Source organism: Lysinibacillus sp. FSL M8-0337 (assembly GCF_038593855.1).
GTDB lineage: Bacteria > Bacillota > Bacilli > Bacillales_A > Planococcaceae > Lysinibacillus > Lysinibacillus sphaericus_D.
Genome location: NZ_CP151996.1, coordinates 3,926,983 through 3,941,789 on the forward strand (window position 1 = coordinate 3,926,983; position 14,807 = coordinate 3,941,789).

The 14,807-nt window shown below is 35.1% G+C and carries 14 protein-coding genes; 1 reads left to right on the forward strand and 13 read right to left on the reverse strand.

Annotation, left to right across the window (positions count from 1 at the left end; genetic code table 11):
* The 12 genes from MKY08_RS19195 to MKY08_RS19250 form a co-directional block, all read right to left on the reverse strand.
* The gene (locus tag MKY08_RS19195; RefSeq protein WP_069509535.1) at nucleotides 1-1,149 is read right to left on the reverse strand and encodes a DEAD/DEAH box helicase; all 1,149 of its coding nucleotides are present in this window, start codon (nucleotides 1,147-1,149) and stop codon (nucleotides 1-3) included.
* A gap of 147 nt (nucleotides 1,150-1,296) precedes the next feature.
* Nucleotides 1,297-1,998 carry an amino acid racemase gene (locus MKY08_RS19200; protein ID WP_069509538.1) on the reverse strand — a complete coding sequence of 234 codons (702 nt, stop codon included), beginning with the start codon at nucleotides 1,996-1,998 and terminating at the stop codon, nucleotides 1,297-1,299.
* Nucleotides 1,995-3,224 (reverse strand): ATP-grasp domain-containing protein, encoded by a 1,230-nt coding sequence (locus tag MKY08_RS19205; protein ID WP_069509540.1) that lies wholly within the window; start codon nucleotides 3,222-3,224, stop codon nucleotides 1,995-1,997. Before MKY08_RS19205 ends, MKY08_RS19200 begins: the two co-directional genes overlap by 4 nt.
* 88 nt (nucleotides 3,225-3,312) lie before the next feature.
* Entirely contained in the window at nucleotides 3,313-4,299 is a 987-nt protein-coding gene (locus MKY08_RS19210) for a C39 family peptidase (RefSeq protein WP_069509544.1), read from the reverse strand.
* Nucleotides 4,300-4,454: 155 nt separating this feature from the next.
* Complete coding sequence (locus tag MKY08_RS19215) at nucleotides 4,455-5,951, reverse strand: long-chain fatty acid--CoA ligase (protein ID WP_081327873.1); 1,497 nt, start codon at nucleotides 5,949-5,951, stop codon at nucleotides 4,455-4,457.
* A 457-nt stretch (nucleotides 5,952-6,408) separates the two neighbouring features.
* Nucleotides 6,409-6,981, reverse strand: coding sequence for a DUF305 domain-containing protein (locus MKY08_RS19220; protein WP_069509546.1), 573 nt, complete (start codon nucleotides 6,979-6,981; stop codon nucleotides 6,409-6,411).
* Between the two features lie 93 nt (nucleotides 6,982-7,074).
* Nucleotides 7,075-7,344 carry a cysteine-rich CWC family protein gene (locus MKY08_RS19225; RefSeq protein ID WP_342534136.1) on the reverse strand — a complete coding sequence of 90 codons (270 nt, stop codon included), beginning with the start codon at nucleotides 7,342-7,344 and terminating at the stop codon, nucleotides 7,075-7,077.
* Nucleotides 7,344-7,544 carry a gamma-type small acid-soluble spore protein gene (locus MKY08_RS19230; protein ID WP_069509548.1) on the reverse strand — a complete coding sequence of 67 codons (201 nt, stop codon included), beginning with the start codon at nucleotides 7,542-7,544 and terminating at the stop codon, nucleotides 7,344-7,346. Before MKY08_RS19230 ends, MKY08_RS19225 begins: the two co-directional genes overlap by 1 nt.
* Before the next feature lie 15 nt (nucleotides 7,545-7,559).
* The gene (locus MKY08_RS19235; protein WP_069509549.1) at nucleotides 7,560-7,769 is read right to left on the reverse strand and encodes a hypothetical protein; all 210 of its coding nucleotides are present in this window, start codon (nucleotides 7,767-7,769) and stop codon (nucleotides 7,560-7,562) included.
* Nucleotides 7,770-8,066: 297 nt separating this feature from the next.
* Nucleotides 8,067-9,539 (reverse strand): helix-turn-helix domain-containing protein, encoded by a 1,473-nt coding sequence (locus tag MKY08_RS19240; RefSeq protein ID WP_069509553.1) that lies wholly within the window; start codon nucleotides 9,537-9,539, stop codon nucleotides 8,067-8,069.
* A gap of 213 nt (nucleotides 9,540-9,752) precedes the next feature.
* Nucleotides 9,753-11,201: a hypothetical protein gene (locus MKY08_RS19245; RefSeq protein WP_342534137.1), complete on the reverse strand. Its 1,449-nt coding sequence runs from the start codon at nucleotides 11,199-11,201 to the stop codon at nucleotides 9,753-9,755.
* Nucleotides 11,202-11,931: 730 nt separating this feature from the next.
* Nucleotides 11,932-12,156 carry a hypothetical protein gene (locus tag MKY08_RS19250; RefSeq protein ID WP_069509701.1) on the reverse strand — a complete coding sequence of 75 codons (225 nt, stop codon included), beginning with the start codon at nucleotides 12,154-12,156 and terminating at the stop codon, nucleotides 11,932-11,934.
* 161 nt (nucleotides 12,157-12,317) lie between these two features.
* Here MKY08_RS19250 and MKY08_RS19255 point away from each other — a divergent pair, with 161 nt between their 5' ends.
* On the forward strand, nucleotides 12,318-13,991 hold the full coding sequence (locus MKY08_RS19255; RefSeq protein ID WP_069509698.1) for a ribonuclease J: 1,674 nt from the start codon (nucleotides 12,318-12,320) through the stop codon (nucleotides 13,989-13,991).
* A gap of 67 nt (nucleotides 13,992-14,058) precedes the next feature.
* On the opposite strand, the gene MKY08_RS19260 is transcribed toward MKY08_RS19255, so the two are convergent.
* Nucleotides 14,059-14,706: a restriction endonuclease subunit S gene (locus MKY08_RS19260; RefSeq protein ID WP_176723140.1), complete on the reverse strand. Its 648-nt coding sequence runs from the start codon at nucleotides 14,704-14,706 to the stop codon at nucleotides 14,059-14,061.
* Nucleotides 14,707-14,807: the final 101 nt, after the last annotated feature.

Here is a 14,807-nt window from a genome sequence, read left to right on the forward strand (position 1 = left end):
TTATTTCCCTCGCTTTTGTCCAATTGTTTTTGAATTACCTTCTACTAGCTTGCCATCGTGCCATATTTTTTGCACAGGTTTGCCAGGAACTTCACGCGTCCACTTTTTATAAGTTTTTTCATCGTTGTATGATAACAACGTAAGGACTTCACCATCTGCTCCCGCTCGACCAGTACGGCCTGAACGATGCAAATACTGTTCAATTGTACGTGGTACATCGACATGAATAACATGTGTTAAACCGGCAATATCTAAACCACGTGCGGCAATATCCGTGGCGATTAAAATACGCGCTTCTCCTTTACGAAATGCATCTAATGCTTTTTTACGTTCTTCTTTTTTCATATCAGAATGTAAAGTGACAATTGGCGCTGAACGATATTGTAACTTCGTTTCTTTCATTAATAATTGATCGATATTATTGACGAAAGCAAGCGCACGTAATCCTTCTGTATGCGCCATTCTACGTAATAAGTCCGTTTTATCACGCTCTTCTACTTTCACAAATGAATGGACAACTTTGCCAACCTTCACCATATCTTCAGGTTTAATTTTGAAACGTAAAGGTTCAAACATCATACGGCTAGCGACCAATTCAATTTCCTCCGTAATTGTTGCAGAAACTACAACTACTTGGCGTCCGTAAGCCGCACCTTCGATAAATGACTTTACAACAACGCGATACTCGCGGCTCAATAGCTGATCGCATTCATCTAAAATAACGGTTTCAATTTCTTTTAACTTCAATTTCCCTGAACGCACTAATTCATTTAGACGACCTGGTGTACCAACTACGATTGTCGGTTTTTTCTTTAACTTCTCGATTTGTCTTGCAGAGTTTGCTCCGCCAATTAGTTGTTGTACTGTAATATCAGTACCTGCAATCCATTCCCGGATGACCTCGACGATTTGCATTGCTAATTCTTGAGACGGCGCAACAATCAGTCCTTGTGTTTGCTTTTTCGCCCCATTTACTTTATTTAGTAATGGCAACACATAAGCCAATGTTTTACCTGAGCCTGTCGGGGATTCTGCTACAATATCTTTGCCTTCAAGCATTGCTGGAATCATTTCTTCTTGAATTTTCATCGGTTCTTCAAAGTTCCATTTTGCTTGTAATTCTTCTTTTAATAAATTAATTACTGACATGTTAATTCCCACCTTATTATCCTGCTTGACACTAGTTTAACACACTAACTGTGCACAAGCATTTTCCTGCTAAATAGATTGTTCGCGTTATTTTCATGTAGGCCTGTATGGAAAAGGCTCACCCTTTTTCAACAGGTGAGCCACATGTTATTCCACTAATTCATAACCACATGCTACAATAGCACATTCCGCTAAAACGATTAATGAATCTATATATTTATCACTTAATTTTAAATCTCGATTGACGATAGATAACTCTGTACATCCTAGCACGATACGATCACAATTTAAAGCCAACATTGCCTCTTCGATAGGCAGCCAATCTTCTTTCCTTACATCTTTGCCAGCTTTCACATAATCGTAAATGATTGACATCACTTTTTCTTTCATATGATTATCTGGTATAACTGGTGTAATGCCATATTCCTCTAAAGCGCTTTGATACATACCTGAAGTTAACGTACCGGTTGTCGCTAAAATACCAACGCGCTTTGCCCCTAAATCATGCGCACGTTTCGCTGTTTCACGAATCATATGTAACACAGGAACTGGAGAGCCTTGCGCTAATTCATCGTAAAAGGTATGCGCTGTATTACACGGAATAGCAATTAAATTCGCTCCGACCGAAGCTAGTTTTTTCGCATCCTCCACTAATACTGGAACAGGGTTTTCCTTTGTATTATCCAAAATAAAGGCCGTTCGATCAGGAATATTTGTATCATTGTCAATAATAGTATGGACATGCTCCTGATCTTTTGTTGCCTTTGTACGTCTTACAATCATTTCGCCAATAAACATTGTTGCCAGTGGACCAACGCCACCAATTATACCTAGAGTTTGTTTTTTCATGAGTTAGACAGACCTTTGTTGTTAAAATATTTCTTATATTTGCGATAAAAGCTTAAGTTTTCAAGCGTTACATTTAACCAACGTTTCGCATTCATATCTTTATAATTAAAAATAGAATCTGTTGCTAAACCTTGGCGAATTAAACTTTTAGCTTCAATCACAAGCTTTTCATTTAATACGTATTTAAATAATACACCATTTGGCACAATCGTCCAGAGGTGCTTGTTCTGCACATATGTAAGCTGTTGTTTACTCCCTCGAATAAAATCATCCGCTACATACTGCATTAAATTATAGCCGCTTGCCGTCACATAATAATTCGAAAGTTCATTATGTAATTCTATACTTAGCAATTTGTACAACCCATCACGTTCATCAAATTTCATATCGAATGTAGCAAAGCCTTGAAATTTTACCGCCTCTAGAAATGTTTTCACACATTCCATTAGTTCTTTGTCGTAAGTCGTTATAATGGCGACATAACGCCCAATACCATCTGGTGAATGCTCTTCTAAAATTGGGTTCCCTACAGATAGTAGCTTGACTTTGTGATCTTGTCCAACATAAGCATTCACAACACGCATATTAGCATCTTCGCCTGGAATATATTGCTGAACCATTAAGTCATCGCGATATGCTGACTCCTTATAGATTGCTTGGAAAATAGCATCTTTTTCTTCTTCATTTTGTGCAATATATACCTTTTTCTTACCAGGGAAAATACAACTTGCGTACTTCGTCATATTCATCGGCTTAATGACAACTGGATAGTCAAGTGTCTTCAATTCCTCGTAATCATTGACCGTACATACATGCATATCAGGATAATGGAACCCATACTGCTCACATAGCTGATACATGCTTTCTCGGGTTAATAATTGATTGGCAAGCGGTGCATCGACATAGGGAATTACATAATCATCACATAGCTCCGCTTTATGCTGCACAATTTTCTTGACGTAAAACTCATCACAGGCTAAAAGCAATAACTTCTTTTCGGAAAATTCTTCAGCAATGGCTTGTAAAGCAACAACAAAGCGCTCTTCAATATGTAATCTTGGTACTTCACGGAAAGTTAATAAATCACTTTGGTGAATTCTTTCCATATTCGTATGATTTAATGCAAGTGGTTTAACGCCATAGGACTCGTAAAATGCTCGTGCCATGCCGTAAGCATTCATTTCATCGCCCAATAAAACTGGTAAAAAAGTGTGCTCAATGGCCATTCTACTCAACTCACTTTAGCTTTTTTATTTATTAGTGTAACATACTTTCGTGCAATCCAAGCTGCGCTCTGTAGTACTTCTCCATACATTATTTATGAACCGCTACCGCTTGCATATTTAGCTCCTGATAGCTCTTGAAAAATTCATCTACATTGTATGAAACATTGCCCTGCAATGGATCCATTACGACAACTTGCTTATTTGAATAACCGGTTAATACGACAGCATGTAAATTTATGTATGCATCACGTTTCAGCGTTTCTCCTTCATAAATCCATCCTTTACTGCCAGTTGTTTTAGGTGTCGATAAATCTAGTGTTACCCATACAACAACCGGTACCCCCTCCTCTACAAGCTCTAAAATATCACTTTGTGATGCCCCGCTCATATTCGTTACCCGCAAGTTGGATTGCTTATCTGCAATCACCGCTTCTGCCGCTTTTACAATTGGCGCAGCAAAGACATACATACCATTGGCCTTATCACGCGGATTTCCTGCGTAGGCAACAGCTGGATTCGGCCCATATCGCTGACCACCTGCTGTATAAATATTCTGTTTAGGCAAATAGCTATCCGCCATTTCAAGCTTTGTCACATCCATACCATAATAATTTAAAACTGCTGTTAGTGAGGTAATTTCACAACCTTGGGGAAGTTCTGGCTTTTGCATAATGACTGGAACTGCTAGCTCCTGTTCTGCTCTAGATGAATGTGCTGGCAATCGGTAATAGGGCTTGGTCACGTCATACGTGAATTTTTCGATTGTCGTATAGCCATCATTGTCACCTACGTTATTAAGCGTTGTTGCAGTAATCGTATATTCCCTACCTTCTACAAGATTTGTAAAAGTAGCTTCTCCCTCATCAGAGCCCATCGCTTCTTCGATTTTCTTACCAGACTCCACATCTGTCAGTTTTATATATAAATTAGGAATCGGTGCACCACTATTAAATTCTACCGTCAAAACTGTTAATTCATTTTTAGGTCGACTCTGCTTTGTAAATTGATTACAACCAGAAAGTAGCATGATAATCATAATCCCTACTATTAAAAGACGTTTATAATCCCTCCACAAGACAAATTCCGCTCCTATCTTTCGAAGAATTAGGCAATCTTCTATACTATTTTTACTATTTGTCGTAGTCTCATTATACGCTAATTTAGTAGGTGTTCATATTTTATCCTGCTACTTTTCAATGATTAGACAAAACTAGTGCACTTACTGCTACTTTAAGTAGTTGCTATTTTAGGTCGTAGTGTATGTTTTAACACCTTTCCCGATGCATTGCGCGGTAGCTGCGCTAAAAATTCAATGTCAAAAGGTACTTTATATTTGGCAAGCTGTGTTTGACAATACGCTAAAATCGTAGCCTCCTCTAACACCTTTCCTTCCTTTAATACAACAAAGGCTTTTGGTACTTCCCCGTATACTTCATGTGGTAAACCGACAACTGCTGCTTCTAAAATTTCTGGCAGTTGATATAAAACTTCTTCAATTTCAATTGGATAAATATTTTCCCCACCACGAATAATCATATCTTTTTTGCGATCCACTATATATAGGTAACCTTCTTCATCGAACCTTCCTAAATCACCTGAATAGAGCCAGCCATCTCGAATTGTTCGAGCCGTTTCTTGCTCATTGCGTAAATACCCTTTCATAACCTGTGGCCCTCTCACGCAAATTTCACCAACCTCGCCTGCTGGTACAGTTTCTCCCAAACTATCAACTACACGAACTTCTGTCTGTGCTAACGGTTTGCCGACTGAACCGATTTTCGTCAATGCATCAGCGTCTAACAATGATGTAGCAGCTGGTGAATTTTCAGTTTGTCCATATAAATTTTGCACGTTTACATTCGGTAATGCCTCTTTCACTTGCTTGACAAGTTCATATGGCATCGGAGCCGCCCCATAACATAATAGACGTAAATCGTTAAAACTATGATTCTTAAATGCTGGTGTATTTAATAGGATTGTATACATGGAAGGGACACCAAAGAATATTGTCGCCTGCGTTTTAGCAAGTTGCTCTAATGTATTTATAGGTGAAAAACTTTCCTCTATCATTACGGTTCCACCTTTATAAAACATCGGCATCGCAAATACATGCAGTCCCGCACAATGAAACAATGGCGTACAAATAAACATCCTATCTTGAGCTGTCATATTCATCGATGCTGACCAAATAGCCGCCGTCGATGCAATATTTTGATGCGTTAGCATGACACCTTTCGCCTTGCCTGTCGTACCGGACGTATACATAACAACTGCCGTATCATTCGCATGTAATGGGATAATTGTTCTTTGAACCTGACAGTCTTCAATAACCTCTTTCATTTCCTTTAAGCCGATTATATGTTGAAATGGATAGCTAACATCCGCTAATATTTCGGCTATTCGCTCATCATAAATAAGCCCTTTTGCTTCAGAGTGTTTGACAATAAAGTCTACTTCCCGTGCTGCTAACTTCGTATTAATAGGCATTACAACAAAACCGGCTAACTGAATACCCATGTAAGCAATTAAAAATAAATCAGAATTAAGTGTATATAATGCAATGACATCGTCTTTTTCAAAGCCCTGTTGTTGCAAATACGCAGCAAATCTTTCTGTATGCTTATAAAACTCACTATACGTTACTTTTTGTTGTGCATAAATTGTCGCAATAGCATCTGGTTGCTGTGTAGCATAATGTTGTAAAATATCCGTCATAAACATCGTCATCATAAACCCCCTCATTATTTTTCGTTACTAATCTTGTCCATTCCCTTACAAGTAATAAAAGAAAATTATACTAACAAAATTCAGAAAATTTAGATTACATAAACTATTTTAACAAGCTAGTGACGTTGAAGCAATTTTCTACACATTCAAAATATGTAAAAGATGCCACAGAATATTCTTCGACGTATTATTTTTTCGTTTGTTTAGAACTAGATAGAAACAACAAGTGCTTTCATTGTTTTGAGAAAAACGTCTACTGAAATTAAATCAAAAAGGAATCTATTTGCAGTTGACTAGTAATGGAAGTTTTCACTAGTGGAATAGCGGCTATAACTAAAGCTATTGATTATATCGAAGCCAATTGCCAATACTGTGAAAAATTTCTTTTCTAGTTTATTTTAGAAATTCATAATATTTTAAAACGCTAAAATTGCGAACAATTTTAGCGTTTTAATTTTTAACAATCTTGTAGCCCATCAAGTAATTTTTGCATTTCATCAATTTGACAACATAGTGTTTGAATCATGCATTGAAGTATTGGTATTAACTCTTGGCATATGCAGAATCTTAAAACATTTTGGGCGAGTCGTACACCTGCTTGATGGTGAACAATCATATCTTGTAGATAATTTACATTGATGCTATTAGAAGTTGGTGGTGAGCATAATGCTTGGAACATTGTTTCAGCAATATCTTTAAATGTACACATATATTCATATAATTCATATTCTGAATTTTGGACAATACAGCATCTGTTTTGTATTGCTTCTAAACTATCTACTATTTCAGTATGCGTTTTGATCACTTCTAATGCGAAATTTTGAACGGGGATATTCGTTGTATATTGCAAAACATTTTCGGACATTTTAATAGCGGCTACTTGATGTGGAATAATTTGTTTGATGAAATTTTCGGATATGCTACATGTTATCGTGACATACGTCATCCCTTGCATCATCTTGTTGATTATTCTTTTGTTTTCCTCTAAATATGCCTGTGTTACATTACTAAGTGGAATTGGTTTGGTCATTAGACACACTCCTTTCAGAGTAATGTATGCCAAATAGGTTGTTGTGTGATAGACATTTGTACCACCAAAATCGGTAATAATGCCAACGATTATCTATATCTCTTTATATGTATGTAAACAATTTTGACAAATGCACTTTTTAGGTTCCTTAGAGATTGCCTTTATAATACCTTCCGGAAATTTTTCCGTCATACACCAGCATGTCTTTTGACCTTCTACTACGCCACAATGATTTTCTTTCCGACATATTGGGCAACGCTTTTCTTCATATTGCACTTCCAACACACTCCTTTCCATAATCATTGTACTGTACAAGAAAGGGAGTACGACATACATTTCTGTTCGCACTCCCTTTATTATCATTACTTGCGCATAGATTGATTTATTTCCGCCTTCACTTCTTCACTGTTTGTATCACTATATAGGGCAGTACCAAACCCACCGTTCTTTGCTAAAACCTCTTTTACTTCATTATAAGATAAACCCGCTTGTGCATTTTTACGTTTTACTTCACTAATATTTGTACTGGACACCGTAAGCTGTTCTTCATTTATATTATGCAAGGAAACCCATCCTTTCTATAATTCATCAGGCTGCATTTCAATCAGTTCGTCTCCCTCTCTCTTCACTCTTTTATTCAGTTCTTCAATTGGGATAATATCAACCGTTTGCATATCTTCATGCAAGTCAAAAATGCTAATTGTATCCGAATCAACCATATCTGGCTTGTCCTTACTTGATAAATTCATAAACTTTCTCTTCTCATGTGGCACATTTTCTTTGTCCATGTTTGCTCACTCCTTTTCCATTAATGTGTGTAAACATGCAAAGATTATGCGTTTTATATTGTGACTGTTTTATCTACACGATGATATTCGTAAATTTGGATGACCGGTGAATTTAGATAATAAAGAAACGTATAAAATAGAACAAATCACTGGATAACAACTAAGTAGTTATAAAAAAATTTAGACGTGCAACTACTACTGTAAATATTAATCAAAAATTAGGGGATCATTATTTTTCACATCTATACTAAGATGTTGAAGGGGAATCTAAATATACATAAGCATATTGCGATTACGCTAAAAAACTATAAGTTCAGTATATTTAGTCATTTTTTTATTTAAAAGTTCATTTATTTTATAATCAAGTTTGGTCTTATCAGCGTTACTTAATATAGGGGAAATGGTTAAGCTTTCAACACCTTCGAAAAGACTATTGTTGTTTTCCATATTTATTAACAAATCATACTCTTGATAAAATATATTCTTTTTGAAAGCGTAAAGGTTCAAAGAATATGTTTGTATATTTGTTCCGTATTTAAATGTTAGGTATTCTGAAATACTTTCTTGTTCAATTTCAGATTCAGTAATAATCGCTATCGATACAGATTGTATCTTTTTTATTCTAAGTTGGCTTATTGAAAGAAAATAGTAAAGCGCAAATATATCAATTTCTTTTATTTCAGGAAGAAAATTATACTGCTTAAAAAACTTTAATGCTGCTTCTTTTACAAGAGCATAAAAAGGATGATCTTTACAAATATTTATGTAACCGCTTAACCCATTTAATCTATTATTAGTTCCTAAACGTAAATCAATATAGTAGAGTTCAGTATATCTACTTAACCCTTCAACGAGTCTTATGTCCGAAGAGAAATTAAAATAAAAATTTTCAGATATATTATCTAAAAAATCAAAAATCATACTATAACGCAAATTAGTATCTTTTACAGAATATATTTCATCTATTGTTGCCTTTCTTTTGCGTATTAAATAATTATATAAATTCGTTGCATAATAAATAATCTCATATTGTTTAATGTTTTTGTTCATATAATTTGGAAAAAAAGATTGTAGCTTTTTCGTTATATTTATATAAAGAGAGTTTTCTTCAGTAGGGAAATTTTTATATTGTATATACTTTGAAAGTCGATTCCTAATATGCATAATCTCCATGGAAATTGACAATTTCCGTAGACCTTGTGGTGTCAAGTTGAAATTATTCTCAACACAAATTTCATCAATTTTCTTCACAAAGAGTTCCTTGTCAAAAAATCTTATTTCTGATAAAGAACGAGATAGATAAAAATCATAAAATTGTTGCATCAAATTTCTAATATTTTTCTCATCACCTTGAATCGTTAGCACAGGGGTAGTAACTAATGTCAATTTATATTCTTGAAGCCATTCTTTAATTACTTTAAATTTACGGTATACTGTGGATTTGCTCATATTTAGAATAGTTGTTAGTTCATTGACGGAGTATATATTTTTTTCAAAAAGTAACATGATTATTTTAAAAAACACATTGTCTTTATAAAGAATTTTCAACGCATCTTCTATTAGTGAAGGAGAAATTATATCTAAATGGGCTTCCCCAGATTTTATAAAAAAATTTGTGTTACTTAATACCTCCATTAAAAAATGGAGTTCTTTTTCTATAGTTGATCGTCCAACTTGTAAATGTTCTGCCAATTCATCAATCTTTGCTTTTCCACTTTTACAATAAAGATAAATCAGTATTTTTTCTGGTCGATCTAAAAACCTTTCCATAGTCCATCAGCTCCTTTTTTATTTTATCAATAAACTAAAATTTAAAATTAAAACACTCCGATACTAAAAGTTTCTTAAAAAATATAAAGACAAAGCCATTAGCGACTTTGCCTTTATATCGAGGGTATAGATAGTAGTTTATTGCAATATTAAAGTAATTTTATTGTAATTTTCTGAAGATGAATTTTTGTTGCATGTACTGCCTAATTAATCTTAATCCTCATCCTCTAATAATAGTTCCCACTCAATATCTAACACAATCTCTTTTGCGTCCTCCTCCGATAAATCTCCTAGTAACGCATCTGCTAGTTCTGCTTCTGCCTCTTCCTCTAGCAAATCAACAACTAGTTCTGCTTCCTCCTCCGATAAATCTCCTAGTAACGCATCCTCTAACGCAGCTTCTGCCTCTAGCAAATCAGCAACTAGTTCTGCTTCCTCCTCCGATAAATCTCCTAGTAACGCATCCTCTAACGCAGCTTCTGCCTCTAGCAAATCAACAACTAGTTCTGCTTCCTCCTCCGATAAATCTCCTAGTAACACATCTACTAGTTCTAAGTCATCCTCTGTTACTTCTGGTGTTGTTGTTACTTCTGGTGCTGTTGTTACTTTTGGTGTTGTTGTTACTTCTGGTGTTGTTGTTACTTCTGGTGCTGTTGTTACTTTTGGTGTTGTTGTTACTTCTGGTGCTGTTGTTACTTCTGGTACTGTTGTTACTTCTGGTACTGTTGTTACTTCTGGTGCTGTTGTCACTTCTGGTGTTGTTGTTACTTCTGGTGCTGTTGTCACTTCTGGTGCTGTTGTTACTTTTGGTGTTGTTGTTACTTCTGGTGCTGTTGTTACTTTTGGTGTTGTTGTTACTTCTTGTGTTGTCGTTACTTTTGGTGCTGTTGTTACTTCTGGTACTGTTGTTACTTCTGGTACTGTTGTTACTTCTGGTGCTGTTGTTACTTTTGGTGTTGTTGTTACTTCTGGTACTGTTGTTACTTCTGGTGCTGTTGTTACTTTTGGTGTTGTTGTTACTTCTCGTGCTATCGGTGTTGCTGGTTCATCTTTAATAAAAAAGACTTCGTTTTCGCCAATATTACTTGCTTCAAGAGCTGCCAGCAGTTTAGTAATATCAAATGTTTCTCCATATCTATTTACTACCCACTCGACAAATTTATTGTTCTTACTTAGAGCTTTCAGCTTCTCTTCAACACTGTTTTCTGAAAGAACCAAGAATGTAATTAACAGCTTAGTCTTCTCCGAATCTCCATAAATTTTTACCGTATGGTAATTCAACTCAATAGGAGTAACAGCACCCTCCTTAAGCACATCAAATTTCCCGACTGGTTGTAATTTTTTATGAGCATCTGCTCTTTGACGTTCGGCATCTGGTAAATCTGTTAAATCATAGATGATATATGTCCCCGTTACTCCTACTGTCATCTCATCAGTCGCTAGTACTCTTGTATAAAATGCACCGCTTGGTTCATGAACTAAACGATAAGTTCTGTTCTTCCATTGATGATTAGTTACTTCTTCACCGTCTACCAACATTTTAATGTCAATGGATTTAGGAGAGGCTTCAGTGGCAATTGGAGCTACTATTGCTGGTGTTACTACTACTGCTGCTGCTGCAAAAATTGCTGGTGTTTTATATCTTTTTTTCTTTCTTTTCATCTCTACATGTATCCTTTCCTTATTTTCATTGTATTTCTGATAGAAAGAATATAATAAAATTTTCAGATCACGTAAGACCTTCTTTTTTTATTTTTATTTTTTTTTTGAGACAATTAAATAAAAGTTAAACAGATTTTTTATATTAAATATTACAAAAAAAGGTTTATATTAATTTACAATTACACTTTTTAAATACAATTACTTATAACTATTTTTTTAAGATTAAAATCTATTGATATAAAAATCATATTTTTTAATTTGAATTTTTTTTTTGATAAAATGTGAAAACATATTTAAGATTGAGCATTTACATGTGAAAAAAATAAAAATAAATTTGCTTTATTCGTGGAATGTAGCCGCAAAAGTAATTAAAAAACGTGGATTGGTATAAGAAAATTTGGATTGTCATTACCATTGGAGAAGTAAGAAGGAGGATTTGGTCCAATACATAAACTGGACTTTAAAAAGTCCAGTTGCTATAGGTTAAATAATAGCTAATACAAGTTATTCAAACATATAGGATAAACTCACATCACTTTGCTTTTTATACATTATAAAGGCTCAAGCGCTTCCCTCTTTCTATAATTCAACAGGCTGCATTTCACTCAGCTCATCTCCCTTTTCACCTTTTTATTGAGCTCTTCACCGTTTGCATATCTTCATGCAAGTCAAAAATGCTGATTATATCTGAATCAACCATATCTGTGTAAACATCTAATGATTATGTGTTCTACATTGTGACTGTTTTATCTACACGATGATATTCGGAAATTTGAATGACCCGAACATCCCTTGTATGCAATTCATGATAAATCCCTCTGCTATCCGTAAAGGTAATATATTGATCGCGCTCACTTTCAACCAATTGTTGCGCTTTTTCCTGTGACTCTATATGGATAAATCGTCTTACATAATGCAGCTCATCAAAGAAATAGGTTATTTTAAATTCTTTCATTATAAACAACTCCTTCATTCATGCACTTATCATATCCAATCTTGAATTCGTCATCCTCTGTCAGCTTTTACTGACAAGTTTGAATACCTTCAAAAGTATAAGATTGGAGACTTAAGCAATACTAAAAATTATCGTAATACATTTATACGGAGGTAATAACATTGACTGTAACAAAAAATGCATTATCTATTTTTGCTCTTGGTGGCATCAATGAAATCGGTAAAAATATGTATGTTATACAATACGCTGACGATTTGTTAATTGTCGATTGCGGTGCGAAGTTTCCGGATGAAAGCCTACTTGGTATTGATCTAATCATTCCAGATATCACTTATTTACAGGAGCATAAAGAAAAAATAAAAGGATTGATTGTTACTCATGGACACGAAGATCATATAGGTGGCATTCCATACCTCTTAAAAAAAATAAATGTTCCTATTTATGGTACTCGTTTTACATTAGGCTTAATCGAACTAAAACTAAAGGAACATAAACTTTTAAGAGAGACAGAATTAATTGAGATTGGCTCTGATTCAGCTTTACATTTCGGTCAAATTGACGTTAGTTTTTTCAGAACAAATCATAGTATACCTGACTGTCTAGGAATCGTTTTTCAAACACCCGAAGGAAATGTTGTACACACGGGCGATTTCAAGTTTGATTTAACACCTGTAAATAATCAATTTGCTGATATTCATAAGATGGCTGAGGTTGGTACACAAGGTGTATTAGTATTAATTTCTGAAAGTACCAACGCTGAACGACCGGGCTTAACACCGTCAGAAAAACTGGTAGGTCATCATATTGAAGAAGCCTTTCTACATGCTGAACGCAAAGTTATTATTTCTACCTTTGCTTCCAATGTGAATCGTATTCAGCAAATTGTAGATGCCACAATCGTAACGAATCGTAAACTAGCACTATTAGGTCGCAGCATGGTAAATGTTGTAGATGTCGCTTTAGAGCGAGGATATTTAACAATACCGGAAGATTTGTTAATAGATGCCCGTGAAGTAAAGTACCTCCCACCAGAAGATGTCGTTGTTTTATGTACAGGTAGTCAAGGGGAACCATTAGCAGCTCTTGCCCGCTTAGCTAGTGGCAACCATCGAGAAGTGAAGATTTTACCAGATGATACCGTTATTTTAGCCGCCTCTCCAATACCAGGAAATGAAAAAGGTGTTTCTCGAATTGTCGATAATTTATTTCAGCTTGGGGCTAAGGTGATTTATGGTTCATCCAGTAACACTGGCATGCATGTTTCTGGACATGGTTATCAAGAAGATTTAAAACTAATGCTGACACTAATGAAACCGAAGTTTTTTATTCCGATTCATGGTGAATTTCGCATGTTACACCAACACCGTTTGTTAGCAGAATCTGTTGGTGTTAAAAGAGGACATACCTTTATTATTAAAAACGGAGACGTTGTCGATATTGAAAATGCTAAAGCGAGGCAAACGCGAAAAATTCCATCTGGCGATACGTATGTAGATGGTATTGGCATTGGAGAAGTTGAAGGCATCGTATTACGTGACCGTAAACAACTATCAGAGGATGGAATGCTCGTTATCGTGTTAACGCTTAGTAAGGCAGATGGGTCGATTATTTTAGAACCTGATACCATTTCACGGGGATTTGTTTATGCTAAAGAATCAGAGGATCTTCTTCTTAAAGTAAATGTTCTTGTAAAAGCAACCATTGGTGAACTACAAGAGGAAAGCAAGCAGCAACTGTTTGTTTTAAAACGGGAAATAAAAAAGGCTGTCGGCCAGTATCTTTTTTCACAGACGAAACGTAAACCAATGATTTTACCTATTATTATTGAAATTTAACTATTTAAAAGTCGGTGTAAGCTTCACTTCTTTAGTGATTACACCGACTTTCTATTTTATTTGCCTATTAGGATGTATTGTTCAACCGAAATAGCTCTCCAGTAAAAATTTTATGCAGTGTGTAATTATAATACATTTGTAGTTGGTCAAAGCCGTCATTTAACTGTCTAGTATGTTGTTCTGTTTGCTGCGCAATATTACGAATATGCAGTGGTAACTCCTCTACAGCCGTTAGTAAAGATTTTTTATTTTTCAATAGTTGTTGACTTGTTTTTAATAGTTTGACAATGTTCGTTTGCATTTCAAGTGAAGGTATATCTATTAGAATATGATGCAACTGTCTCCAGTCTGTATTTGGTTGATACCAACTAAAAAAATAGTATAAATAATCGCTTAAAATAATGGACTCATTTGGAATAATCGCGACAACGTCATGTGCTATATACGCTACATTTTCACATTGAAATATATGTTTGTTAGCACCATCTAGGCTATTTTTTTCAAATACAATTGTTTTTGCGGGAACCTTCGCCCATTTCCATTGATTTATCGCACTATCCAATTGAGATAGTGGACGAATATCTTCGCCAAGAGACAACCATTTTAACTTTTCTGCGGTAATAAGCGGTTGATTTACTTTTGAGAAATTTGGAATATAAGGTGTTGTTCTAGCAACAATAAGAGCTATTTCATCTAGTCTATAACGCTTCAACACGTTTAGATCCTCCATTCTTCACAATATGCCATCCTCACATAAATAATTGTTAACGCCTGATTTCAGTGAATAAAATGATAGATATTTCCTCAATTAGCATT

Bases quoted from the DNA above. Each gene is read 5' to 3' on its own strand.
- MKY08_RS19220 (WP_069509546.1), bottom strand. From the start codon at position 6,981: ATGACCAAACCAATTCCACTTAGTAATGTAACACAGGCATATTTAGAG.
- MKY08_RS19245 (WP_342534137.1), bottom strand. From the start codon at position 11,201: ATGAAAAGAAAGAAAAAAAGATATAAAACACCAGCAATTTTTGCAGCA.
- MKY08_RS19250 (WP_069509701.1), bottom strand. From the start codon at position 12,156: ATGAAAGAATTTAAAATAACCTATTTCTTTGATGAGCTGCATTATGTA.
- MKY08_RS19205 (WP_069509540.1), bottom strand. From the start codon at position 3,224: ATGGCCATTGAGCACACTTTTTTACCAGTTTTATTGGGCGATGAAATG.
- MKY08_RS19215 (WP_081327873.1), bottom strand. From the start codon at position 5,951: ATGACGATGTTTATGACGGATATTTTACAACATTATGCTACACAGCAA.
- MKY08_RS19235 (WP_069509549.1), bottom strand. From the start codon at position 7,769: ATGGACAAAGAAAATGTGCCACATGAGAAGAGAAAGTTTATGAATTTA.
- MKY08_RS19200 (WP_069509538.1), bottom strand. From the start codon at position 1,998: ATGAAAAAACAAACTCTAGGTATAATTGGTGGCGTTGGTCCACTGGCA.
- MKY08_RS19195 (WP_069509535.1), bottom strand. From the start codon at position 1,149: ATGTCAGTAATTAATTTATTAAAAGAAGAATTACAAGCAAAATGGAAC.
- MKY08_RS19225 (WP_342534136.1), bottom strand. From the start codon at position 7,344: ATGATAATAAAGGGAGTGCGAACAGAAATGTATGTCGTACTCCCTTTC.
- MKY08_RS19240 (WP_069509553.1), bottom strand. From the start codon at position 9,539: ATGGAAAGGTTTTTAGATCGACCAGAAAAAATACTGATTTATCTTTAT.